The sequence below is a fragment of the Candidatus Nitrosocosmicus franklandus genome (genome assembly GCF_900696045.1).
GTDB classification, from domain to species: Archaea; Thermoproteota; Nitrososphaeria; order Nitrososphaerales; family Nitrososphaeraceae; genus Nitrosocosmicus; species Nitrosocosmicus franklandus_A.
Genome location: NZ_LR216287.1, coordinates 828,313 through 851,166 on the forward strand (window position 1 = coordinate 828,313; position 22,854 = coordinate 851,166).

The window sequence follows — 22,854 nt, forward strand, 5'->3', positions numbered from 1 at the left end:
TGGTTGTTGGCTGATAGAATATACACAATCAATTCATAACCCTCAATTTGCATTATTCATCCGACTTTACCTTCATCGATCCTTCAACTGCAGGAATACCTTTTTCTGAATGAGATTCAACGTTCGCTTCTGTAGGTGCACTGGATCGTTTTGAGGACTGAATTTCGGGTAAAGGTACTGATTCGTCTTTATGTAAGGCTTTATCTTTTTGTAATTTTTCTTCGGAAGAAACATCCGATAACTCCTTGACCGGGGTACCGCCAGAAAGAGGCCTTCTTTTTGGGGATCCGAATGAAGGAAATATGAATTTGCGTTTTTTACTGGTTACAACTTCAACATTTGATTTTGGCAAACCCCTACCGTATCTATACAAATGGAACATACCGGCAAAAACCAACATCAATATTCCTATTAGGAATAGTGAATAGTTTTTCATCCCATCCAAAACAGCATAGTAGGCAGCTATGTTTAGGTATACTTGAAATCCTATCAGAACAACAAACAGGATATACAACCACTTTGCAGGAAGTTGTATTGGATTTTTCTCAGGCGGTTTTTGTTTCTTTGCATTTGCTTCCGCATTCTTTGCTAGCTTAATCATCAAATAAGTGAACCCAAATGACAAGGGGACAAGCAACACCATAACAGTATACAGGAAGATAGGATCGATTACCAGTCTTTCCAATAGCGATTTTGTCCTATCTGGATCGATATAAAAGCCCCAGTATGTCGTAATTATAATCTGAGCAATACTAGTGATACCCAGCGCAGTAATAATTGGACGATCCTTCCAGGAGAACTTTTTATACCTATCAATGAAAGGAATTATCAACAGTGTAAATATAAACAGACCTGGCCAAGCTACCCCAGTAGTAAATTTATCAAATTGACTTCTTAAAAACGCGTAGAGACCAGTAAGATACCATTCAGGTACAGTTATTCCAGGGGGCACATTAGGATCAAACTTTAGCCCCAAATCGATTGGAAAAACACCACCAGTTATCATGATAGCCCCTGCTACGGCCATTACCATGGGTACGTCGAATACCAAAAATCGAGGGAAATGTACCACCATCAACCCTAATAGCACAATTGGCAAAAAGAATACATGAAAAGCATAAAACCTAAGCACGAAATCATGAAATCCCGACCCAAAAAACGCGTTCATCATATCAGGACCAAGGATGGGAATAGAATTAGTAAGTGACGCCGCTATAGATATTGCTAATTCAGCTCTTTCACTAAAGATAATATCATAACCAGTGAATGCCTCTAGAATTGTAAGGACACCAAGTAAAATTCCAGTAACCCATAACATTTCATTTCGGATCTTATATCGCCCACTAAAGAATTGATAATACATATGCAAAATTGCCAGCATTACCATAGCGTTTGAAGCATGATAGTGAATATTTCTAATGTGAAATCCATAGGGAATTGTATCATTGATCTTACTGACACTATCCCATGCCCTATCCAGTATAGGTTCATACCATAACATGAGAAAAGCCCCAGTAATTCCCAGTATGATAAACACTACAAAAGTCAACATCCCAAGGAATCCTAATGGACTCACAAACTTTGTTGGAAAAGTGAACTTTAGACCCATAAAGATGGTTCTATCGAACCCGGCATAGATCCATTTGAATAGCCTTACAAGGCTATTATCTTCACTATGTAAGGAAGCGCCCATATCCGACTACCCCATTACCTGACGGGGTCCAATTGGGAGGTTTAATCCAAATATTACCTTCATCGTCCACCTCGAGATCCAAGCTAGGTAAAACATTGGAAGGTGGAGCCTGAAGTGCTGCTGGGCCTGCAAATGCCTCACCTGTTAATGGGTCGTACATAGAACCATGACAAGGACACTCACCTCGTTTTCTACCTTCCTCTGGCCAATATTTCCATAAACACCACAAATGAAGACACACCATACTATACATTCTAAAAGCTGATGCATCATTCTTTTCCCCACCAAGCTCTGCTGGGAGTCGTATGAACTGCCAAGTTCGAAAAGCTTCTTCATTTAATACAGGATCTTCAGACATTGGATAAACAACAGCTTCAGCATGATTTACTTTGAATGTATTAACATTTGCTTGGCTTCCATCAGGCAACACGACCTTTGCTCTTTCTTCAGAAGATTCCCTAGGATTAGGTAAGAACTTTCCCCATTCGACAAAAGGTGTAAAGGTCATAACTGTACCTGCTGCTGCAAGCAACTTTAAAAAATCTCTACGTGAAATCTTTCCTCCGTCGACTTTTGGAGGTTGTCGTTGAGACATTATAACTAAAAAGTTCAAAAAGATATCTTATAAATCTTTATTTAAGTATACCTAATACAGGCATCATTTTGTAGACAGTATTTTCATTACAATCAAAAAAATTTTGATTGGATCGCTTGCCAACCGGATTTATTATCGATGCAGAGTTTCACACATTATTCCGGCTTGATGACTCTAAAATACTTGCGCGAGTCTTATTCTAACAATTCCATTTATTACTGAAATATTTGAAACAACATAGCGTTTATCTTGTAGTTCCGATACAGATAAAGTATTAGTCCTATTGGTAACCAAGTTGTGTATAGTCAAGAGACGAGTCTCATTGTTGAAATTGGCCTGTATCTGAGAAAAAGTTGAAGCATTTTTATCTTCATATATCACGTCAACAAAATTTTCCCCCATTATAATTTCAGGCCGAAGTATTCTTTTCGGATTTCTCACATCAGAAGAATCTATACGATTGTTACCAACATAATGATTGTTTAAAGGAAACTTGGATGTCCTAATTGACCTGGGTCGATAGTCTTGGTTTCGGTAAGATCCCCTGTCAAATAGATGGGTCGAAAAGAATTTCCATCCGTATGCAGACACCAATCCTATTATGAACCCTCCTATATGTGCCAAATATGCAACTCCTCCAGATTGGCCTATTAATGCGAATATGAGTTGCATGATGAACCAAAAGGGTATATAGGCAATCGCTGGAATTCTCACAGTCGTAATAAAAAATGCAAAAATAATGGTATGGATCTTTGCATGTGGAAAGAATATCAAATACGCTCCCAGTACTCCAGATATAGCACCTGATGCACCTATTGCTGGTACATTGCCTTCTCCTGTTGATATCGCATAAATACTATGTGCTAATGCAGCCATAACGCCCCAGAATAGATATAACAATAGATATCTAAAATGTCCAAATCTATCTTCTAAATTGTCTCCAAAGACATAAAGAAAAAACATGTTTCCTAATAAATGGGCTATGCTACCATGCATGAACATAGAACTGAAAAGAGATCCCAAATTCTGACCGGATAACACCAAATCTGGAACAGAACCATAGTTAAAATATAATTCATATACCGCCATTCGGTTTGAAAAATTTCCCGTGATTATGATCTCATAGATGAAAACTATAATGTTGACACCTATCAGACCATAGTTAACAAATGGACGGCCATTTACCCTAGGAGTATCATCGTGAATTGGGAACATGATTAATAATCTATTTACAAATATTATAAACCCGAATCATTATCTTACTAGCTTGGGCCAAACGGATTCAAATTTGGCATGTCGCCACCTTTGTCATTGTGAGCCTTTCTTACGTGACGTCGAAGTCTTTCCTCCTCATCAAAAATCATATCACAATATTTACACTTCTTTTGATTAGACTGAGTAGAGTTCTTTTTATCCACATCCTTTTTTCTAAAAAATAGCTTCACAAGTAAATAAAAAATAAAGATATAGATTAAAGTTGCTATCTAGAAATTATAAAGAATTTGAAAATCTATATCAATAAAAGAAACCAGATTTTACTCCATAACTATCATAGTTAATGTCGACTTCACACCATTGAGCTTTCTAAGCTTCCATGTTATAGTTTCCTTGACTTTGTCCATGCTCTCACCTTCAACTAGGGCAACTATATCATATACGCCATAGACTTGGTAAACATGTTTTACCAAATCTATCTTTTTTAACTCGCTCACAATTGATTCTTCGCTTCCTAATTCTGCATTCATAAGCACAAAAGCTTCTGGCATATATCAAATTAATAATATAACAAATATAAAAAGATGATATCACCTATAATACAAACATAGCATTAACCCTGCCGAACTAGATTTCTGGGCTTAATTTGGATTCGTCGAAGAGCTTTGCTTTTGCCCATTCGTACTCAAAGAAATCTACACACCACTCATGAAAGGATTCATCCGTGCTATAAAACATTATGTTTAGATCTGGTTCTCCCTTCAATGTCGGGAAAGAAATGCACGATTCCCTCTCGTTAAAGATCGTAACTATATTAATTTTATCAACCATTCTCCGTTCTACTATTCCTTTAGAGACGAAGTTTTTCCAACCTAATTTCTTAAGTAATTCATGTCTCCCCTTTGGTATAACCACATCAGCTGGAAAAATATAACTGAATTTAACATTGTTGTTAACCCTCTCTGCAATTGTTTCGATAAGATCAATTGGTACTTGAGATATGACTTCTTTGATGTATTGCTGTGAGTTATTATAAACGGCCTTCCAACGTTGAAGAACAGCCATTACACCCACCACTACCTCGCAATTGTTTAATGAACCTATACGTTGAATAAATTTTAATGGCAGGTTACTAAGCGTATGTTCCTGAAAATAATCCTTATGTTTGAAAGGAAAAGTAAAATTCGGAATAAGTGATACAATTATTTCACCATAAGGAGTTAACAACAATTCGCCTTCTCCAGTTTTTTTGACCAATTTTGAATCTATTAATCTATTGATATTTCGATGAGATTCCTGCATAGTTGCATTTAAATCTGTAGCCAGTTGAGATAATCTGTAAGGTCGAATTGCTAGTTTTAGGAGCATATAAATACGCAAGTCGCCTGCAAGTTCAAAGAATACAGACTGAAAATCGTCTCCGGCCTGGCTAAGCATAATTTAGGTTCATAGTACTGGAATTTAAACTTGATAAATTAATATTTCGATGGCAGGTAATTGTGATAGCCAAAACAAAACGTTTTAATTGGTTTTCTCTTTACGAAAATTATAGTGCCCGGGTAGTATAGAAATGCACCTTGGTGCATTGTAAAGTCCGGTCCAGTATGGGGGACTGTCACTCCCTTGACCCGGGTTCGAATCCCGGCCCGGGCGCTTTACAAATTTTTTTGATTAATATCATATCTTTCTTAGAATGTAGAACAATATCGTGTTTGAGTTTGCCGAAAACCTTTCCGAATTTACTTATTTGAAATTATGGGTCCTAATGAGGTAGGTCAATCTTTTTCATCAAGTCCTTTTTTGATAATGAGTTTTAGTTTGTACTCGTATGACTTTTACTCATTCTTCAAACTTTGGAATTATAGTCCTATTTGCTTTTGACACTAGAAACCTACTGGTAGTGACTCGAAGTCATATTAAACATTTATCATCTTCGCTTAGTAGTATTTCTTTAAATGGTCTTTAATCAGTAAGAAAGGCGAAATAATGAACCTAAGGATTCATAGTCGAATAATCTTAATCAAGTACGAAAGACCTTTATCACATAAAATATCCTTTAGATACGCGCTTTTACCGAAAACGATAATAAATAAAATCGAAAACCCTTATTGTTCATTTAAATTTACAATTTTTTGTTTCGAATGTACTCTATTACTATCCACAGGCTTTGTCAGAAAAATAAAGGATATGTTTTTTCTTGTAACAAAAATATTAACTAGTTTGTTATGGCAGCTTTCCTAGTCTTTTTCATATCCCAACCATATAATGCCACAATCCAACCTATAATTATCAGAGCAATAGAAGTTACCTCAGCATCCACCATCGGGTTTCGAAACTCGGTTTCGGTAGGAGGAGACTGGATATTGAATTCCGTATCAGGAATAGACTCGGTAATTACAGCAGGAGCTGTAACTGCGACTCCAATTACACCTGCAACTATTAACACTAAACCAGCTATTAGGATTGGTTTATAACTAACCATGCAAAGAACTAGATTTTTTCCTATATAAATATTAAGAGTTGAGATCCAGGTTAGAAGTCATTCGAACATAATTTTCATTCTTCAGTCAGAAACATTGGGATCAAGAGTGATTAAGGTCTGTTCATTTATCGATAAGAAACCAGTCTGAATTATGGTCAGAATATTATTCAATGATTATCCAGGAATGAGAATACCATATTAACACATATGTAAACATTATTTTACAAGGTATTTGATTGTCAAAGTAATAGGCTCGCAAGCCACTATTTTAAATCAAAATTTTTATTGACAGTCATCTTGCTACATTTAGAAAAAAAGATGGTCTCTATATCGTGTCAAAAATTTATATCAATGAAAAAATAAAAAACTTTCTTGTTTACTATTACCAAAGTTAGACATTTTTGTTGGTAATTGTAGATCAGGACATAAATCTGTTATGCTTAACTAATATCTTGTATAATAAAAGATATGAAAAAAGTAAATGAAAAACCAGATAAAGATTCGCCAGGTACTGAAAAATTAAAAAAAGAGATGCTAAAACCCATAACGAGAACAGACTCTGAATTAGATGAAGAGCTAAAGGAGTTGGAAGTTGAGAATTCTGCCGGTGGAAAGGACGGTGGAGGAGGATAGATCAGGTAGCAGAATCAAGGCTACAACTGCAAATTTCGACACGCTAATTCCAATTGCTCTACAAGTAACGCATGTTTACACCCAAATTAGTGAGTCTTCTTTGGCAATTTCTCATCTGCTCATATAGTATCTCATTCCTTACTTATCAGATATCGTTAAATAGTTGGTCTTATCGAAACGATTCCATATCGATCAGTTTTTCAAATTTCTCGGGAATTAAAATCGGGTGGTGAATATGTTTATACGATGCACCCTCATTAATATGGTTGAATAATAACCTTCTTTTTATGTAACTTATTGACAAATACGCCAGCACTATTTTGACTTAAGCCCCTTTTGTTGGTTTAAAAAACCAAATTTGGAGAAGAATTTAAGATGTCTCTGCATTTTTTTGTTATTCAGTATTTTAAAAATACAATTCATGACATTACGTTCTCGTCTAGGATGTGGATTCTTACCCCCATGCTACTTTTTCTACGGTAACAGGATTTGATAGTATAATTAAGAGAAGAATCTTGATTCGAAATACTTCTGTTGTAATTTAGAGAATCTATGTCATTATTGAAAACACGTTAACTCTTAATATGTTTATTAGTTTTTTTATTAACCAGCTCTACAGCTAACTCATTTAGTTTTGTTAGTTTAAATGGTTTTATTAACAATTTTATATTTTTCGTTATAAACCTCTTATCGCTGTTAAATGCTTGCTTTACAGAATCGTATGCCGAAATTATGAGGATCGAGGCAAACGGGTATTTATTGAAAATTTCATTTGCAGCTTCTAGTCCATTTTTACCATCGGGTAATTTGTAATCAAGAATTACAAGGTCGGGTTTGAATTCTTCGTAATCGTTTAGAATATTGGATGCGGTAGTGTTTGTAACAGAAATGTGATAACCTTTATTGATTAGAAAATCTTTATACAGATTCAACAAATCCTGTTCATCTTCAATTATCATGATACGTATCACTTCTGCATTGGTACAAATGCATCATTCATTAATAAACCATAATATAGGTTTCATTTAGATTTGTATAGAAATCGAATTGTGATTTATAATCATAAGAATATCACGATTATCGGTATTCAATCAGCATCTGATAGTAAGGTTTTGATCGAAGTGGAAAATCATCTAACCTGCAGTATATTTGACATAAATTATTGCTTGTATTTATTTGAATCTTCTTTAGATAGATTGAAACGCAAAGTACTCCCATCAAATTCAGAACTGATGATTTTAGGAAGTACAAATGTATCTTTATCAGTCGAGCCTCTTTCCGTGACAACGTAATCTTCACTGATTTCTAGAACTTTTCCTAAATCATAGTCATTAATTCCTTTGGCAGTTTTGTTAATTGCATCAGACCAATTAATATTTAGATGATTTGACATACTTGGTAATGTAAAACAATTCTTAAATAGATCGTCTCAAAACGAAATTCAATGAGTAATAAATCCCACAAAACGAATCTTTTATCTCTACTTAAACGATATAAAAATTAGCAATAAATATAATAACTATAAGATGTATTAGTAATTTAATTGGACACGGAGAAAGAAAGCGACGTTCCGACATCATCTGCCTCCAAATCTGTAGAATATGTTCTTTTAGAAAACATTGGAAATGAATTATGGGAAATTGATTATCAAGATGGGATTGCATTAAATGTAACAGAGATTATTAATCCAGAAACAACTGGAAACATCATTAAATATTCAGGAAAAATTGAAGACTTTCTGTTAAATGAAAGACATTTAAAAAATCTTCACTTCCATGAATCAGTAAACTTTCCAATGAGAGTACATTTTGATAATTGACTTTAAAAAAGAAAAAATAGTGAATATACCAGAGGTTAGTTGTATGCTAATATGGTATTTGTGTGATTTGGTGAACTTTCCATATTAAATCGAGAATCGATTTATTTATGAAGCAATAAGTGTTATTTTCTCCTTCAGACAAATTGTGTAAATGATGACGATTCTTTGCTATAGTATATAATATCACAGATTACATAAATGTTCAGAGATTTAATTGACTTGGATTACATCATGAAATAGTTACGGTATTATCACACTTCATGGATTTGAAAGATCTATATATTGTTCTCAATTAACGACCAATAACAATATTTCCACCTACAATATTTTCCGGAGTATAGACTATGAAGATAGAAAGAGTATGTAGTTATAATCACTTACTTTCCATTTTTATCTATTCGCAACCTATTCTTTTATTACTCATAATTGAATTTTGTTTGGACTCTCATTGTAATACTGTACAACATTTCCTGTAATATCACCTTCGTCAGGCAAGACACCATTCTTTCTGTTTATGAGTTGTGAAAAGCAATTAGTAACATACAAAACTATTCATACACTGTAGAAACAAATAAAATCCATATATGCTCATTTTAATTCAAGTTGTATCTTTACTGAATAGTCGGTAATATCAATTTCAGGTTCTATTTGCAGGGTTTGTTTTAGAAGCGACTTCATGAAACCTAGTAGGAAATGTGAACCCTGCGTTCCTAATCTGTGTCTAATTACAATTATTTTGTGTTTACCAGTTTCTAATTCATCAAAAGTACCTACATAACCATATGTACATATTATTTTTTCAATGTATTCAAGGACAGTTTCAAAAGAAATGTTTTTTTTCCAAAACAAAATTGTATCGTTTGGAATGTCCTTACCCATATCTAATCCTAGTGTAAAAGACTCATCCTCATTTAACCTAGCAAGTAAAGATCTCAATATTTCGCGATGAATTATTAGCATGTCTAATTTAGATTGAAATCGAGTAAACTCGGCATATTGTTTAAGAACTGAATTAATCATGGCATTTACTGACACACCCATCCGTTCAGCTTCTGCATTTAGAGTTTCTGACAGGGATTTATCTATTCTGAATGATCTGACGGTTGAGTTGGAAAGCGGCATACCACTATTACCACACTTATGTCTTAAAACCGTAACTATGTGTAACCTTTTGTAATAATCTCTTACTGAAGGTTACAATGTATACAACCTTCACTTATACTCTTACATCTATTGTAATCCGATGCATAATAGTTTAATATTAAATCAGCTGGACAAGATCACTTCTAGTCACCAGCATTCTATAATCTATGATTATGATAAAGGTGAAAAACTATGCAAGGTATGCGGAGTAATTGTTCAAGACAAGATTTTTGATGTTGAATTTAGCGCCGACTTTTACAAGTATAAAAGTGATACAAATACAGCTCTACCACAATCAGTTATTTTGAATGATAAAGGAATGTCAACTTCTATCGCAGATTATGATGCAACAAGTTCAAAAAGATTTTCCAATAGAAAGGAACATAATAAGATCGAATTTCTCAACAAAATCGTGAGTTGTTCAAACAAGAAGAGAAACCTAAAGATTGTTATCGATCTTCTAAATAGAATTAAAGATAAATTATCATTGACATCTGCGTGTATAGAAGAGGCATTACAGTATTACAAGAAGGCACTGGAAAAAGGCATGATTAAAGGCAGGTCTATAAAGGAAATGATAGTTGCTTGTGTTTACCTAGTATGCAAAAAGGTTAACATACCAAGAACCCTTTCAGAGATTTCACAAGTAGTAGAAGCAGACGAGATTTTTGCCGCAAGATGTTATAGACTCCTAATGAGAGAATTAAAGATTACGCATGTACAGTTTAAACCCACGATATTTATAAGAAAAATTGCAGACGAGGCCAACATAAACGAGAGAACTGCAAGAGAATCTATAGATTTATTGTTAGCAATACAAAATGAAAATATTTTCTTAGGCAAGAATTCCCTCTCCATTGCTGCTGCCATTTTATATTTAACCTGCAGAAAACATAAACAAAAGATATCTCAGGCCAGAATTGCTTATGCTGCTAGCATTAACATTATGACATTAAGAAAAAGACTTTCAGAAGTGCGAAATGTAATTACTAACGCATCATTTTTGAATTGACCTGTTATCAATAAATTAGATATTTCATAATTTTCCCTTACCACTAGTGTCGAGATATCCGGAGCTAAATAGGTCTCATATAGCATTCTTATATTGTTTGGCCTTTTAGGAAATTTATTGACACTAAAAGAAGATTCACTCAGTCTCCATCGAATTCTTAAGGGAAAGATTGAGATCTCCAGTAGAATTTCGGCAGATAATATTTTTGAAACTGAAGGAGAAAGAGGCAAGGGAACACTAAGTTCAATTTATACACCTGGCGTAGCTTACGTATCTGAAGAGATTAGGGATCATAAAGATTTGGTCTACGAATACACATCCAAATGGAACAATATTGCAATTGTTTGTGATGGGACCCGGGTTTTAGGTTTAGGTAACGTTGGCCCAGAAAGTGCTTTGCCAGTCATGGAAGGAAAATCGGTTCTATTTAAAACGCTAGCAAATGTCAATGCTTTTCCTTTATGTATATCCATTACAGATAAGGAAGATATCATAAGATTCGTAAGATCTATTGAACCGTCTTTTGGGGCAATCAATATAGAAGATATAGAATCACCGAAAGTTTTGGAAATTGTCGAGGCCCTTCAAAACGAATTGACTATCCCTGTTTTTCACGACGATAGACATGGTACAGCGGTAATTACTCTGGCGGCATTAATAAATTCCTTAAGATTGTTAAACAAAAAAACAAAAAACGTAAGAATAGTAATAGCTGGAGCTGGTTCTGCAGGATATGGAATTTTTAGAATATTACTTAGAATGGGATTTAAAAGTATCATAGTAGTTGACAAGCAAGGTGCAATATATGAAGGGAGAGAACCTGATATCGAAGGCTCCGATTCACACAATCAAAGAAATAGAGATAATCTTTCACCTAGTAACAATCAGATTAATCCGTTTAAGAAGGAAATCGCATTAAACTCAAACAAACAAAAGATAAAAGGAGATATAGTAACGGCTATCGAGGGAGCAGATGTTTTTATAGGTACATCAGGAAAGGGAGGCTTGCTGAATTCCAAAATGATAAAAAGTATGAATAAAGATCCAATTATTTTTGCTCTAAGTAACCCAGATCCAGAGATATTACCTGCGCAAGCAATCAATGCGGGAGCTGCAATAGTGGCCACGGGTCGCTCTGATTTCCCAAACCAAATAAATAATGCGGTAGTTTTTCCTGCAATATTTAGAGCCTTATTAGATTTAAGGATAAGGAATTTGAGTGAAGATATTTTGATAGCCGTTTCAAAATCTATAGCAGACTTAGTGGATATCAAGCATTTATCTAAAACATATATAGTTCCAAAAATAAACGACCCAAGAATACTACCAGTAGTAACCAAATCAGTGAAAGAGTACATCATCAAGCGGCATGACAAGTAAAAAATTTTTAACCATTTCATTTCCTCCAAGAATAAAACTTCAATAAATTGTTGTTGTTGTTGTTGTTGTTGGCTCTTCTATCAATTAAGCTCCATTGTTTCCTCATATAGCACCCCTATCATGATTCCATATAATTATGAATTATGTGAAGAAGCTAACGATGGATGTGGAATAGAAATTGTTCCAACACATGACAAAACTATTCCAATGATCTGTGCTGGATTTGATAATCTTCTAATGCTTTAAATTATATCACACAGAGATTAGAAGACTGGAGAAGTCATTTTCAAAGACAAAACTACTATAAACAAGATTGTAGAAAAACATACAAAAAAGAAATAAGGCATTCAGCTAATTACAGTAACCTTCTAAGCAAATCATATTTAAGAATGGTAATGTATGGCGTGATCAAGTAATTAACATAAGAATAATACAAGTGCACAGTAGTATAACTAAGAGAACTATCAACAAAATGGCAAGCTCAATAATATAGAGGAAGAGTCAACAACCATGTTGTATGGACGCTTCCAGAGAATTCTAGTAAAGCATAATATTTTAGAACGGTTATTGTTAGAAAATAGTTAACCGTAATAATCAATAATTCACCTAGCAATCGAACAGAACAAGTAATTGATCAAATAAGAGAATCGATTCCTCGTAGGTCGGTTATGACGACCTTAACATACCATACGATTCTCAATCTGTCATAGGATGATAACCTTATTTTAAATACCAAACTGTCTGGTAGATTAATCATAAATAATTGACGACTAAGGATAGGAGAACCAAGTTAATAAATTCCACCGTGGCTACGACTGCAAATTTGACTCAATATCATATATAAATAACAGACACCATCCAAAAAATACTCAGTTCGCAAATAGCTACCAGAGACTACAAAAAGTCGAAAATTTAACGAACATAAACTAAATATGATAAATGTTAAAGGAGTTGTACCGCTAATGTAAAAGACTTGATGTCAAAAATTGTCTCCAAAGTTTCTCATGCTAGAATCGACCTGATCCTGTAGATTGCCCGTACCCTTCTGCTTGTGCTCACTCTTGTGTACTCTAGCATCCATCTCTTTCTCATGTTCTTCTCGAACGTGATGTAACCGATCCTTTTCATGAATAAATTGCTTACCACATTTATGACATTTTAATATCAACTTATGATGTACGGTGTGATAATGACTCATCAAATCATCCTCAGAGTCAAATTTCTCACCATCTATTTCGCATGAATATTTCTTATGAAAAAAATCCACAAGACTATTACTTTGTGGATGTTATTAAATTCTTTTATGAGTTCCATGCTATTTTTGTCCGTATCGGAAGGACTCTGCTTTTGTTGTCCATGTAATTTTACTCAACCTCTATAGATAAGGAATCAATAGTATTCGGACAAGAGGATAACTTTTTAGATCTTTCTTAAGAAGAATGATCAAAATGGTATTTATTTTGACAAAATGGGGTTAAGAATTTATAAAGTTCTTGATCCAGTTATACACTTCATTACTAGATACGGCAATAAATGACATCCTGGTATCTATAGAAAGTTGACAATTCAATTCCCTTCCATTAGTATCGAATATTAATCCTCCAGCTTCCTTCGCTATAAGATAACATGCAGCCATATCTATAGATCGAATCTTGTTCCTAATATCAATATAAGCATCTATTGATCCTCTTGCAAAATAGCATAATTCTAAAGCGTTAGCGCCCAAGTGTCTAATATGACTAACAGAGGATATCAAATCCGAGATCGCGTTGAAATGTTCCTTAGATAATCCAGAGATATTAAGTCCTATAACCATATCACTAATTGTTAGAGGGTGATTTTTTACAACGGAAAGTCTCTTATCATTCATAAATGAACCTTTTGAATTAGAAGCGTAAAAGATATCTCCTGATACTAAATTAAATACTACAGAGTCGGTAACTGATGTCAGATTTGTATCTGGAGAATAAGCTAGTGAACAACAGTAAAAAGGTAATCCACAGTTAGCATTGGTTGTACCATCCACACCATCCATTACAATTAAACCCGCATCCTTACCTTTTACCAAACCGCATTCTTCTCCAACAACATTTGGTACAAATGCATTTTTCTTCAATGTGTCAAAAACAGATTTTTCAGCTATCAAATCAATCTTGGTTGAAACATCACCTCCAGCACCAATTTCAAATTTTTCTCTTCCTTCAGCAGTACCTATTATATCTTTTGTATTATTATAAACATTCATTGCACATTCTTTTAATATTTCCAGAACTGACATATCAAATCACAATAATATTACTCTGATAAGCAAATAAAAACTATGAAATAAAAGAAGAACAGGAAAACACACAACATCTCCAAATGACTGATTAATTTATTAACTACTATGATTTAAATTAAGTACTCAAGTCTATTGCCAGAATTTACCAATTTATTGCCCTATCATTTGGGAAATAATTAAGAAGATGCTAATTAGTCAGTATAAAACTCTATGAATTGGCTGAAAACGATAAGTAATAAAAATACCAAAGACTAAGGGAAATTGATGATGGATGGAGTTAATGAAGTAAAATCCGCTCCGGACTGGAATGACACACAATCTCAGATTAATGGGGAATTGCTTGGTGTCGTAATCGGTGTTACTAAACCCGGATATATTACATTTGAAGGAAAGGAGCCGGTTGGATTGGGAGAATATATTACAATTACCAACGGACAGAATAAGAGTATTCTTGGAGTTGTTGAATCATGTTTCATCAAGAGTGATGCTTTGGACGAGATTTCAAATTTTGAGGAGGCATTAGAAAGCAAAATAGTAGCTGAAATCAACAAAAGAGACAAGAGTTTCAAGGTGAATGTGAAAATACTTGGCCTGTTAGATATGCTTAAAAGATCTAAATCTATATTACCAGAAATACCTCCACTTCCGGGCACTGAAGTATATAGAGCAAGAAGGGAAGATCTAAGAGACATCTTTGATTCAGATGAAGAATCATGGATAAAAATTGGAACACTCCTTAGAAATACAAATGTAAATGTTAAGATCAATACGAACAAGATGACCACCAGGCATTTAGGAATTTTGGCAATGACTGGAATGGGCAAAAGTAATCTAGTAAGTGTTCTTGCGAAATCCATTGCTCAAATTCCAGGTACAATGGTAATTTTTGACTATCACGATGAGTATCGGTTTCTGAATGGAGAGAACATTAATTTTGTTCAGGCTCAAATAAATCCAAGATTGTTAACTTCTGACAAGTTTGCTGAGGTAATAGAGATAAGAGAAAATGCAGACATTCAAAATACGATTCTTTTAAAGACATTTGAGAACGAAGATCTAAAAAAGAAAACAGGAGACGACTTTTGGGATGATCTAGAAAAGAGTATCGAAGCAATAAGCTCTAAAGAGAAAAGATTCTCAAGTTCGGCAGACAGGGTTTTAGATAAAATAAAAGAAGCCAGACGGAGGTTTGACAACATATTAGTACCAAACGCATTAGATCCGGTTTCTCAGATAAAAGAAGGCTGCATAAACATCATAAATCTTATCGAATTTACAGAAAAGCAGGCCAACGTAGCGATTTCGTTCTATCTAGAATCCATTCTGTATCAAAGAAAGCTAGCCAAGAGTCAGAGTTTAAATTTCAATTACCAAGATAAAAACCAAACATTATTTCACAGTCCTGTAATAGTTGTTATTGAGGAAGCTCATGTATTTATGCCCAAAAATGAAAATACCGATACCAAATACATTGCTTCAAAGGTTGCAAGAGAGGGTAGAAAATTTGGAGTTGGTTTGATAATTGTTTCTCAAAGGCCAAGAACATTAGATCCAAATGTACTAAGTCAATTAGGTTCTTTAGCAATAATGAAATTAGTCCAGCAAGAGGATCAAGCCCAAATAGAGTCAGCTAGTGAATCAATAAACGGCAAGATAATTGAACAGCTTCCATCACTAAATCCAGGTGAGGCATTATTGGTAGGGCAATGGGTAAACCTTCCATCTTTTATCAAGATAGATGAAATAGCCGAGAGAACAATGGGTAAAGATCCTGAGCCAGTAAGTGAATGGAAAAACACTAAGGAAAAAAGAATTATGGCAATCGAGGATAGTAGTTTGTTCATAAGGGAAGAGTATATCGAAGAGGAATATATCGAATGAATCAATACATACAAAAAAATAAATTATTAACAATTACCTTCTGAATCAAGATAATGAATATAGCAATGATTTCTAATTCTGGAAATGGTATGTGTCTAAAATTATACGACGAAACCCTAAAGGAATTAGTAAATGAGACTTTTGAAGATATCCATACCTTGAACTTTTATTTGCAAACTATACCGAAGAATTTTGGACAGAAAAAGACATTATTGATCTATAGTAAACCAGAAATAATAACCTCAAATAAAAATTCATTTACCGAAAATGCAAACCAATGTCATGGTAAAAATAATATCCAATTATATATAGCTGAGGACGAAAATTCGTATTTTGTATCGGATTAAAAAGATCCAAAATGAAATAGATATGTATTTAGAACCTTTTTCAGATCTTTTCTCTTACATCAGGATTATTGATCTTGAAACATTTCCTTGCTATTGAGACTTTGCTTATTGAGTGGCATATAGGACATTCGGCCCAATTTTTCCCCCCAGAGTATCTCCAGTAATAATTGCATTTTTGATAAGTACATTGAATCCAAAAAGTTTTTGACGGATATTTTACCCAGTCGTCTTGTAATGGCTTTCTTGTCCTTCGTGCTTCTCTGGGCAATCGCGGTAACTTCATTCGAAATGGCCAATGAATTGTACCTCCATATAGATGTATTAATCTTTCTACATTGTATCAATACATACGTATTTTCTTGATTCAAATAGCTTTAACTAGTGATCCTCTCTCGGTCATTTGAAATTTATAGACTTGTTCTATTTCTGAATTTTCAAAAATCTCCTCATCATGTGTAATAATAATTAATTGGTTTAGGGGCCCCGTTCCTTTGTTAAATACTTCGGAAATAATCTTTACAAAGGTTCGACGCCTTTCCTCATCCAAATTGGTTGTGGGTTCATCCAAGATTATGAAATCTATCTTTGACGCACCCATTAGAAATGCTATTCCCATCCTAATCGCAAGAGATACCGCAACTTTTTCACCACCACTCAACGAGACTGTATCAATTTCCCCTCGTTTGCCATAACAAATCACTTTTATCTCTCGAGGCTTTTCAACTAGAGTTATTCGTGAAAGTCCTACATTAAATATCTGAATATATTCGGAAGCTTTTTCAGATATCAAACTCAAAGCCCTTGTTCTAAGGCTCGAGCTGACCAATCCATCTCTATTGAAAACAGTAGAACGTATCTTTTCGAGATCAGAAAGAAAGGTAGACACAGATTGCAACTCAGATATTATTTTACTGATATCAGAATTCTCTTTCTCGATATCCAAAATCGTTTTTTCAATTACCGCTTTTTGGTTATGGACATTGATCATTTCCCTTGATAGAGCGTTTCTAAGAGATTTTTTTTGCTGAAAAGTTTCCAAATCTACATCTGATACACTACTTCGTAAATGGTTAATCTGATCTATTAAATTGGAAGAGTATTTGTCCAATTTATATCCAGCAAGGTCGATTCCATCTAATCCTTCTACAGATAGCCTTGAAGTTTCAAGATATTCGGCATTTAACTTGCTCAAGTTGGCCTCCATTCTTTCAATATCTAATTGCGGACTATAATCATAATTTAATAGAGTCCGATCTGCTTCAATGATTTCTTTCTCCCTTTTTTTCAAAGAGTATTCTTCCCTATTAAGATTTGTCAGTTCGGAAAGTAACGACTTTTTCTCATTTAGCTTTAGTTGTAGTTGTTTTGTAATATGCGAGATATCAAACATATGATTAATGGAAACGATTTTTGAATTGCAAATTGGACATTTCCCATCTACTATTTGGATTTTTTGTGCACATTCTGAAAATCCTTCGAGTTTGCCTATCTCCTCGGCTACCATATTTATCCTATTATTCAATTCTTCTTTCTCTGCTGCAATCATTTGTATTGTAATGAAAATTCGCTCTTTGTCTTTTAAAATTTCAAGGGACTTTCGAATATCCCTAATCATTCGGGTTGAGTTGTCTATTTCTTTCTTTATTAAATTTGATCGTTCCTTAAAATATCTCAACAAGGTTGATTCAAGGGACTTGATTTCTGAGAGTTTTGCCACTTTGGGTTCGAGAATATCAATTTGTTGCTCAAGCTCGATTAAAGTCTCAGTCTTTTGAGAGACTTGTACAAGTACTTCTTTCAGCCTTTTCTTTGATTCTTTTAATTTTGCTTCATTATTCTTTATTCTTGTTAATAGAACATTTATTTGATTATCATCGTAACCAGATGTTTTTTCTCTCAGTATTTTCCGAAATTCTTCTATCACTCCGTGCATAAGTTGATACGACTTGTCCAATCTATCCAGACCTATCATGTTATTTAATAATTCTTTAAACTCTTTAGGCTGAGAATCTATTATTTTGCTAATCTCTCCTTGCTGGATGATACCAGCAATTTGCAATTTAGAATAGTTTATTCCCATAAGTGATTCTATTTCACGTATCACCGATTCGCCTAATTGTTTTCTCTCTCCTGAAATAATCGGCCTATATGACATATTGGAATTAATACCGTTACCAGATCGATGTTCTTTTGATAAGTTGCCATTAAATCGTAATACCTGTTCTAATTTAGCGGCGATGAGTCGGCCTTGTACATCTATCTGTCTTTGCACACGATAGTCAGAAGAACCGATAGAGAAATTCATTATTACATGAGCTCCACTCTCATTTGTGCTAATACCCTCTAATCCCCGAGTTATGAGATTCTTGTTAGATTTGCGAGTATGTTCATCAAAAAGAGCGAACGTTATTGAATCAATTATACTGGATTTTCCAGAACCATTATGTCCAACAAACACGGTGATACCAGGATGAAAATCTAAAGACGTATTAGAATGAGATAGGAAATTGTTTAGGATGAGTTTTTTTATCAACTCACTCGTCCTCGTTTTTCTTAGATTGGGTACTACTATTGGCATCTATTTTCTGAGTATCATATAAGAATCTGTTAGATTCATAAAATTTCCACAACATTTTAGCTATCTCTTCTTTATTACTCCTATCTAGGACATCATTGTAATTTTGAGAGTAATCATCGTTAAACGCTCGAATTAAATCTAAGGACAAGTCAGTTAAAGGTTTTGAATCCAATGTCTTTTGTATTAATTTCGACATTTCAATATCCATGTCGAACTCTTTATCTCTATCATATGAATAACTGGAAGATTTTGAACTCTCAGTATCTAATAAATTCCAATTATAATGAAGAGTAGTATTTTCTAACGGCATCAATGTTCTGGATAAAATTTTTTGATCAATATCAGTACCAACTATCTGTAGATCGATTATGGGTTTCTTTGAATACCCTGACGATTCCTCTAGGATAGAATTGAGAAATGTGCTTAAATCAGAGTAATCAATTCGAAATGAAAGCTGAGGTCGCCTCCTTTCCAACTTAATCCAATGGGTATTAATAGAAGCTGAACTTTCTGAAACATCTACGATTAAAAATCCCTTTTCCACATTAGATATTGGTTCGCTGTGACCTAGATCGATCGATCCCGGGTATGCGACCAAACCATTACCAATGTTAGGAAAACGTTTTTCAATATGATCATGATAGTGACCCATTGCATAATAATCGAACCCCGAAGGTAAATCACTCGATGAAATTTCTCCTGCAAATTTGTTGAAATCATTTAGCCCCTGGTGGAGTACGAGCATTTTCCTAGGTTTCTTATTTTCAATTGAATATCTTTGGTCATCATTTTTTATTCTAGACTCGAGGATTCTGAAAGGTTTCAACAAGCCGTTTTCTACGTTTGATCTCCGTTCCTTATTGAATCCATAAATCAAAACTCCCTCCATCTCGATGGGTGAATCCGCTTTTAGTCTTCTAGCTAATCCCAAATTATGAAATAAATACGGCAAAGGGACATCGTTGGATCTGCTTATATCATGTTCGCCCAAAATAAAGAGGACAGGAATCGATCTGTCCCTTAGTTTTTTTAATTCCCGAGCCAATCTAAGTATTGGGGCACCATTTGGTTTAGGATTATGAAATATATCGCCTGCTAGAATTATAGCTCTTACGTGTTCTTTGATGGATTTCTCAATGGATTCTTCAAATACTTCGTATAAATCTTCTTCCCTTTCCTGAAGATTGTATTGGGCATATCCTAAATGAATGTCAGAAATATGAGATATAAGCAACTACAATATAGAGATCACAACTATATTTTATTCATTAATTTGTCGCTCATCAGTATGTAGATAGATACGTTAGAAAAAAGGTGGTAACTTATCCTCCCCCAGCACTTTCCCCAAGAGTTCCCCACTGAGATTCCTGGTAATTATCTATTAAGGCGTTTAACAAATCATTTATATCCAGATCTTGTTTTTTTGTAGAAATAAAATCGGCGAACAAGGATTGGAGTCTTTTATACGTTATATCATCAATTTGTAAATTTTTCATATATTCTAATATAATTAGGAAATATCTGAATAATATACATATAGTTAGCTGGGCAAAATTCAGAAAAAGTTTTAACAGTAGTAGGATTGTCTCACATTGTAGATAATGTCGACTTCTAACCCCATAGAGATATTCTCAAATTCCCTAGGCAGAAAGTTCATACTTAATATTCTGAGTTTTGATAACGGATATTTCATTGCCATATCTGAAAATGAATCAAGATTGGGATCTATATCGGTTTCCCTGTCTGTTACAAACAAACCAACTACCGCAAAGGTTATTCCAGACAAAAACGATCAGCTCTTTATCGATACCTTGTCAACTAGAATATCTTTGATGAAAAATGGTATTTGTATTGTTTCTCTGCATACAAAAAGTAAATTGCATTTAGACGATATGAAACTAATTAATGAAAAGATACTTGCAGTAATAGAGGAAAAGTAAATGGCGAACAGAAAGAAAGGTGTTGAGAAGAAAGGCAAATCATTTATACAGAAGGATAAAGTGTTCCTAAAATCGGATTTGAATACAACTCCATCACGAAAAGTGAATAATAACAGATCTGCTGATAGTAATCTTCCTACTCAGACAATAGTAAAGGATTTAAGAGAGTTTTTGCAAATTCTTGAAAAAAAGAATGAATTAGTTGTCATTAATAAAAAAGTTAAAAAAAAATTCGAACTTGCAGCAATAGTTAGTAAGTTTGACAAAAAGGAAGCATTACTTTTTACCAATATTGATGAATCTAAATTCAGAATTGCTTCGAATCTTTTAGGCACAAGAGAACGATTTTATCAAGCAATAAATGCTTCAAACAACGAAATAAATCTATCTCAGTTGGCTAGTATTGGGACAGAGTATTTTCCGAAAAAAATTACTTCAGGTGCACCATTTTATAGTAACAGTACACGAAATTTATATGATTTGCCGATTGTAAGTCATTTTGAAAAGGATGCTGGTCCCTTCATAACTTCATCAACAGTCTATGTAAAAGATCAAGAGAGTGGTAATCAAAACTCTTCAGTGCATAGAATGCTACTATTAAATAATAGTCAAATGGTCATTAGAATGGTAGAAGGGAGGCATCTTCACAAGTGCTTTACCTACGCTAAAGAACACAAAGAAGATACAAAAATAAGTGTTGTTATAGGGGTGCATCCTGCGGTTAATATAGCCGCGGCCTATCAAGCTGCTTATGGAATAGATGAAATATCCATAGCCAATTATCTCTTAGACGGCAATCTGCATTTGACAAAGAGCAGTTACTCTGATTTACTGATACCAAAATATAGTGAGGTCGTGATTGAAGGAAAAATCCTCCATGATGAGCTATCGGAGGAATGGATGGTAGAAATGCTTAGAACGTATGACTTTAAAAGAAAGCAACCGATATTTGAAATAAACAAGATTTGGTACAGAGATAACCCCATCTATTATGATATCCTACCCGGCTATACCGAACATAGATTGTTAATGGGTTTACCCATAGAAGCAAAAATTTTCAGCCAAGTTAAAAATACAGTTCCAAGTACAAAGGCCGTTCATTTATCCGATGGCGGTAGTAATTGGTTAACTGCAGTGATTCAAATAAAAAAGAGATTAGAAGGTGAACCAAAGAATGCAATTTTGACTGCCTTTGCGGCACATCCATCATTAAAGTCAGCGATCGTAGTAGATGAGGATATTGATCCACAAAATCCAACGGAGGTAGAATATGCTATTTCAACCAGAACACAGGCAGACAAAGACTTTGTCATAATATCAAACGCTAAAGGGTCTAGTTTGGATCCTTCTAGCGACCAGACAAATCTCTTAACCACGAAACTGGGAATCGACGCCACCATATCATTTCTGAAAGAAAAGGAGAGATTTGAGATTGCCAAGATACCAGGAGCTGAAAACATCGATATTAAAAAGTATCTCTAACTCAAAAGATACTTGTGATAAAGATGGCAGAAATGAGAAATTAACCTAGCCCCATCGGATCATTTCTACTTCTTTCATTCATAAGAGATGATGATAGGTGATAGCGAATCATTCATCATTTACAGAGACTGAATACCAACAAATACCAAAGAGAGAACAGTACCCAGAACTAGATGTCCAATAAATCTTTCTTACAACTAGCGAGCTAATACCCAGAAAATGAGAAGGTATTAGTTCCTGTAATGTCTTTGTACTAAGATATTGGAGCTGAGCGCCATTTAACAATACCGCAAGACCCTACTTGTCCTACTCTCCCTCATATCAAGTATATCAATAAACCAATGGAATGGGAGGCAAGGTATACAACACAAAA

At 34.2% G+C, this 22,854-nt stretch carries 24 protein-coding genes and 1 tRNA gene; 9 read left to right on the plus strand and 16 right to left on the minus strand.

Going from position 1 to position 22,854, the window contains the following annotated elements; translation table 11 throughout:
• Window positions 1-52: 52 nt before the first annotated feature.
• The 6 genes from NFRAN_RS03845 to NFRAN_RS03865 form a co-directional block, all read right to left on the minus strand.
• Window positions 53-1,693: a cytochrome b gene (locus NFRAN_RS03845; RefSeq protein WP_232037931.1), complete on the minus strand. Its 1,641-nt coding sequence runs from the start codon at window positions 1,691-1,693 to the stop codon at window positions 53-55.
• The gene (locus NFRAN_RS03850; protein ID WP_134485643.1) at window positions 1,674-2,288 is read right to left on the minus strand and encodes a twin-arginine translocation signal domain-containing protein; all 615 of its coding nucleotides are present in this window, start codon (window positions 2,286-2,288) and stop codon (window positions 1,674-1,676) included. The genes NFRAN_RS03845 and NFRAN_RS03850 overlap by 20 nt, the downstream gene beginning before the upstream one ends.
• Window positions 2,289-2,462: 174 nt before the next feature.
• A complete protein-coding gene (locus NFRAN_RS03855) occupies window positions 2,463-3,503 on the minus strand; it encodes a rhomboid family intramembrane serine protease (protein WP_134483168.1) in 1,041 nt (346 codons plus the stop codon).
• A gap of 47 nt (window positions 3,504-3,550) precedes the next feature.
• On the minus strand, window positions 3,551-3,706 hold the full coding sequence (locus NFRAN_RS13390; RefSeq protein ID WP_172602097.1) for a hypothetical protein: 156 nt from the start codon (window positions 3,704-3,706) through the stop codon (window positions 3,551-3,553).
• 117 nt (window positions 3,707-3,823) lie between these two features.
• Window positions 3,824-4,054 carry an Lrp/AsnC family transcriptional regulator gene (locus NFRAN_RS03860; protein ID WP_134483169.1) on the minus strand — a complete coding sequence of 77 codons (231 nt, stop codon included), beginning with the start codon at window positions 4,052-4,054 and terminating at the stop codon, window positions 3,824-3,826.
• Between the two features lie 76 nt (window positions 4,055-4,130).
• Complete coding sequence (locus NFRAN_RS03865) at window positions 4,131-4,940, minus strand: helix-turn-helix transcriptional regulator (protein ID WP_134483170.1); 810 nt, start codon at window positions 4,938-4,940, stop codon at window positions 4,131-4,133.
• Between the two features lie 116 nt (window positions 4,941-5,056).
• Here NFRAN_RS03865 and NFRAN_RS03870 point away from each other — a divergent pair.
• Window positions 5,057-5,156, plus strand: a tRNA-Asp gene (locus NFRAN_RS03870).
• 562 nt (window positions 5,157-5,718) lie between these two features.
• Here the strand turns inward: NFRAN_RS03870 and NFRAN_RS03875 are convergent.
• On the minus strand, window positions 5,719-5,985 hold the full coding sequence (locus tag NFRAN_RS03875) for a hypothetical protein (RefSeq protein WP_134483171.1): 267 nt from the start codon (window positions 5,983-5,985) through the stop codon (window positions 5,719-5,721).
• A 468-nt stretch (window positions 5,986-6,453) separates the two neighbouring features.
• Between NFRAN_RS03875 and NFRAN_RS13590 the strand changes: the two genes are divergently transcribed.
• A complete protein-coding gene (locus NFRAN_RS13590; RefSeq protein WP_172602098.1) occupies window positions 6,454-6,618 on the plus strand; it encodes a hypothetical protein in 165 nt (54 codons plus the stop codon).
• Between the two features lie 572 nt (window positions 6,619-7,190).
• Here the strand turns inward: NFRAN_RS13590 and NFRAN_RS03880 are convergent.
• Both NFRAN_RS03880 and NFRAN_RS03885 read right to left on the minus strand, forming a co-directional pair.
• Complete coding sequence (locus NFRAN_RS03880) at window positions 7,191-7,577, minus strand: response regulator (protein ID WP_134483172.1); 387 nt, start codon at window positions 7,575-7,577, stop codon at window positions 7,191-7,193.
• Window positions 7,578-7,777: 200 nt separating this feature from the next.
• Complete coding sequence (locus tag NFRAN_RS03885) at window positions 7,778-8,011, minus strand: hypothetical protein (RefSeq protein ID WP_134483173.1); 234 nt, start codon at window positions 8,009-8,011, stop codon at window positions 7,778-7,780.
• A gap of 150 nt (window positions 8,012-8,161) precedes the next feature.
• Between NFRAN_RS03885 and NFRAN_RS03890 the strand changes: the two genes are divergently transcribed.
• Window positions 8,162-8,437, plus strand: coding sequence for a hypothetical protein (locus NFRAN_RS03890; protein ID WP_134483174.1), 276 nt, complete (start codon window positions 8,162-8,164; stop codon window positions 8,435-8,437).
• Window positions 8,438-9,025: 588 nt separating this feature from the next.
• Here NFRAN_RS03890 and NFRAN_RS03895 read toward each other — a convergent pair.
• Entirely contained in the window at window positions 9,026-9,559 is a 534-nt protein-coding gene (locus NFRAN_RS03895; protein WP_134483175.1) for a hypothetical protein, read from the minus strand.
• 121 nt (window positions 9,560-9,680) lie between these two features.
• Between NFRAN_RS03895 and NFRAN_RS03900 the strand changes: the two genes are divergently transcribed.
• A complete protein-coding gene (locus NFRAN_RS03900; protein ID WP_134483176.1) occupies window positions 9,681-10,592 on the plus strand; it encodes a transcription initiation factor IIB in 912 nt (303 codons plus the stop codon).
• Between the two features lie 117 nt (window positions 10,593-10,709).
• Window positions 10,710-11,972, plus strand: a complete 1,263-nt coding sequence (locus NFRAN_RS03905; protein ID WP_134483177.1) for an NAD(P)-dependent malic enzyme — start codon at window positions 10,710-10,712, stop codon at window positions 11,970-11,972.
• 979 nt (window positions 11,973-12,951) lie between these two features.
• On the opposite strand, the gene NFRAN_RS03910 is transcribed toward NFRAN_RS03905, so the two are convergent.
• Together NFRAN_RS03910 and NFRAN_RS03915 are read right to left on the minus strand one after the other, a co-directional pair.
• Window positions 12,952-13,239, minus strand: a complete 288-nt coding sequence (locus NFRAN_RS03910; RefSeq protein ID WP_134483178.1) for a hypothetical protein — start codon at window positions 13,237-13,239, stop codon at window positions 12,952-12,954.
• Between the two features lie 207 nt (window positions 13,240-13,446).
• Window positions 13,447-14,250 (minus strand): inositol monophosphatase family protein, encoded by an 804-nt coding sequence (locus NFRAN_RS03915; protein WP_134483179.1) that lies wholly within the window; start codon window positions 14,248-14,250, stop codon window positions 13,447-13,449.
• 267 nt (window positions 14,251-14,517) lie between these two features.
• Between NFRAN_RS03915 and NFRAN_RS03920 the strand changes: the two genes are divergently transcribed.
• On the plus strand, window positions 14,518-16,134 hold the full coding sequence (locus tag NFRAN_RS03920) for a helicase HerA domain-containing protein (protein WP_134483180.1): 1,617 nt from the start codon (window positions 14,518-14,520) through the stop codon (window positions 16,132-16,134).
• 53 nt (window positions 16,135-16,187) lie between these two features.
• Entirely contained in the window at window positions 16,188-16,481 is a 294-nt protein-coding gene (locus NFRAN_RS03925) for a hypothetical protein (protein WP_134483181.1), read from the plus strand.
• Between the two features lie 65 nt (window positions 16,482-16,546).
• Here the strand turns inward: NFRAN_RS03925 and NFRAN_RS03930 are convergent, their stop codons facing one another.
• The 4 genes from NFRAN_RS03930 to NFRAN_RS13595 form a co-directional block, all read right to left on the minus strand.
• Window positions 16,547-16,777 carry a hypothetical protein gene (locus tag NFRAN_RS03930; protein WP_134483182.1) on the minus strand — a complete coding sequence of 77 codons (231 nt, stop codon included), beginning with the start codon at window positions 16,775-16,777 and terminating at the stop codon, window positions 16,547-16,549.
• Window positions 16,778-16,845: 68 nt separating this feature from the next.
• Window positions 16,846-19,059 (minus strand): AAA family ATPase, encoded by a 2,214-nt coding sequence (locus NFRAN_RS03935; protein WP_134483183.1) that lies wholly within the window; start codon window positions 19,057-19,059, stop codon window positions 16,846-16,848.
• Window positions 19,016-20,293 (minus strand): metallophosphoesterase family protein, encoded by a 1,278-nt coding sequence (locus tag NFRAN_RS03940; RefSeq protein WP_134483184.1) that lies wholly within the window; start codon window positions 20,291-20,293, stop codon window positions 19,016-19,018. The genes NFRAN_RS03935 and NFRAN_RS03940 overlap by 44 nt, the downstream gene beginning before the upstream one ends.
• An 88-nt stretch (window positions 20,294-20,381) precedes the next feature.
• Window positions 20,382-20,555 carry a hypothetical protein gene (locus NFRAN_RS13595; RefSeq protein WP_172602099.1) on the minus strand — a complete coding sequence of 58 codons (174 nt, stop codon included), beginning with the start codon at window positions 20,553-20,555 and terminating at the stop codon, window positions 20,382-20,384.
• 105 nt (window positions 20,556-20,660) lie between these two features.
• Between NFRAN_RS13595 and NFRAN_RS03945 the strand changes: the two genes are divergently transcribed.
• Together NFRAN_RS03945 and NFRAN_RS03950 are read left to right on the plus strand one after the other, a co-directional pair.
• A complete protein-coding gene (locus NFRAN_RS03945; RefSeq protein WP_134483185.1) occupies window positions 20,661-20,999 on the plus strand; it encodes a hypothetical protein in 339 nt (112 codons plus the stop codon).
• Window positions 21,000-22,481 (plus strand): UbiD family decarboxylase, encoded by a 1,482-nt coding sequence (locus NFRAN_RS03950; RefSeq protein WP_134483186.1) that lies wholly within the window; start codon window positions 21,000-21,002, stop codon window positions 22,479-22,481. It abuts the gene before it with no gap.
• The last annotated feature ends 373 nt before the right edge of the window (window positions 22,482-22,854 follow it).

Bases quoted from the DNA above. Each gene is read 5' to 3' on its own strand.
- NFRAN_RS03845 (WP_232037931.1), bottom strand. From the start codon at position 1,693: ATGGGCGCTTCCTTACATAGTGAAGATAATAGCCTTGTAAGGCTATTC.
- NFRAN_RS03850 (WP_134485643.1), bottom strand. From the start codon at position 2,288: ATGTCTCAACGACAACCTCCAAAAGTCGACGGAGGAAAGATTTCACGT.
- NFRAN_RS03855 (WP_134483168.1), bottom strand. From the start codon at position 3,503: ATGTTCCCAATTCACGATGATACTCCTAGGGTAAATGGCCGTCCATTT.
- NFRAN_RS03860 (WP_134483169.1), bottom strand. From the start codon at position 4,054: ATGCCAGAAGCTTTTGTGCTTATGAATGCAGAATTAGGAAGCGAAGAA.
- NFRAN_RS03865 (WP_134483170.1), bottom strand. From the start codon at position 4,940: ATGCTTAGCCAGGCCGGAGACGATTTTCAGTCTGTATTCTTTGAACTT.
- NFRAN_RS03875 (WP_134483171.1), bottom strand. From the start codon at position 5,985: ATGGTTAGTTATAAACCAATCCTAATAGCTGGTTTAGTGTTAATAGTT.
- NFRAN_RS13590 (WP_172602098.1), top strand. From the start codon at position 6,454: ATGAAAAAAGTAAATGAAAAACCAGATAAAGATTCGCCAGGTACTGAA.
- NFRAN_RS03880 (WP_134483172.1), bottom strand. From the start codon at position 7,577: ATGATAATTGAAGATGAACAGGATTTGTTGAATCTGTATAAAGATTTT.
- NFRAN_RS03885 (WP_134483173.1), bottom strand. From the start codon at position 8,011: ATGTCAAATCATCTAAATATTAATTGGTCTGATGCAATTAACAAAACT.
- NFRAN_RS03895 (WP_134483175.1), bottom strand. From the start codon at position 9,559: ATGCCGCTTTCCAACTCAACCGTCAGATCATTCAGAATAGATAAATCC.
- NFRAN_RS03900 (WP_134483176.1), top strand. From the start codon at position 9,681: ATGCATAATAGTTTAATATTAAATCAGCTGGACAAGATCACTTCTAGT.
- NFRAN_RS03915 (WP_134483179.1), bottom strand. From the start codon at position 14,250: ATGTCAGTTCTGGAAATATTAAAAGAATGTGCAATGAATGTTTATAAT.
- NFRAN_RS03920 (WP_134483180.1), top strand. From the start codon at position 14,518: ATGATGGATGGAGTTAATGAAGTAAAATCCGCTCCGGACTGGAATGAC.
- NFRAN_RS03925 (WP_134483181.1), top strand. From the start codon at position 16,188: ATGAATATAGCAATGATTTCTAATTCTGGAAATGGTATGTGTCTAAAA.
- NFRAN_RS03935 (WP_134483183.1), bottom strand. From the start codon at position 19,059: ATGCCAATAGTAGTACCCAATCTAAGAAAAACGAGGACGAGTGAGTTG.
- NFRAN_RS13595 (WP_172602099.1), bottom strand. From the start codon at position 20,555: ATGAAAAATTTACAAATTGATGATATAACGTATAAAAGACTCCAATCC.
- NFRAN_RS03945 (WP_134483185.1), top strand. From the start codon at position 20,661: ATGTCGACTTCTAACCCCATAGAGATATTCTCAAATTCCCTAGGCAGA.
- NFRAN_RS03950 (WP_134483186.1), top strand. From the start codon at position 21,000: ATGGCGAACAGAAAGAAAGGTGTTGAGAAGAAAGGCAAATCATTTATA.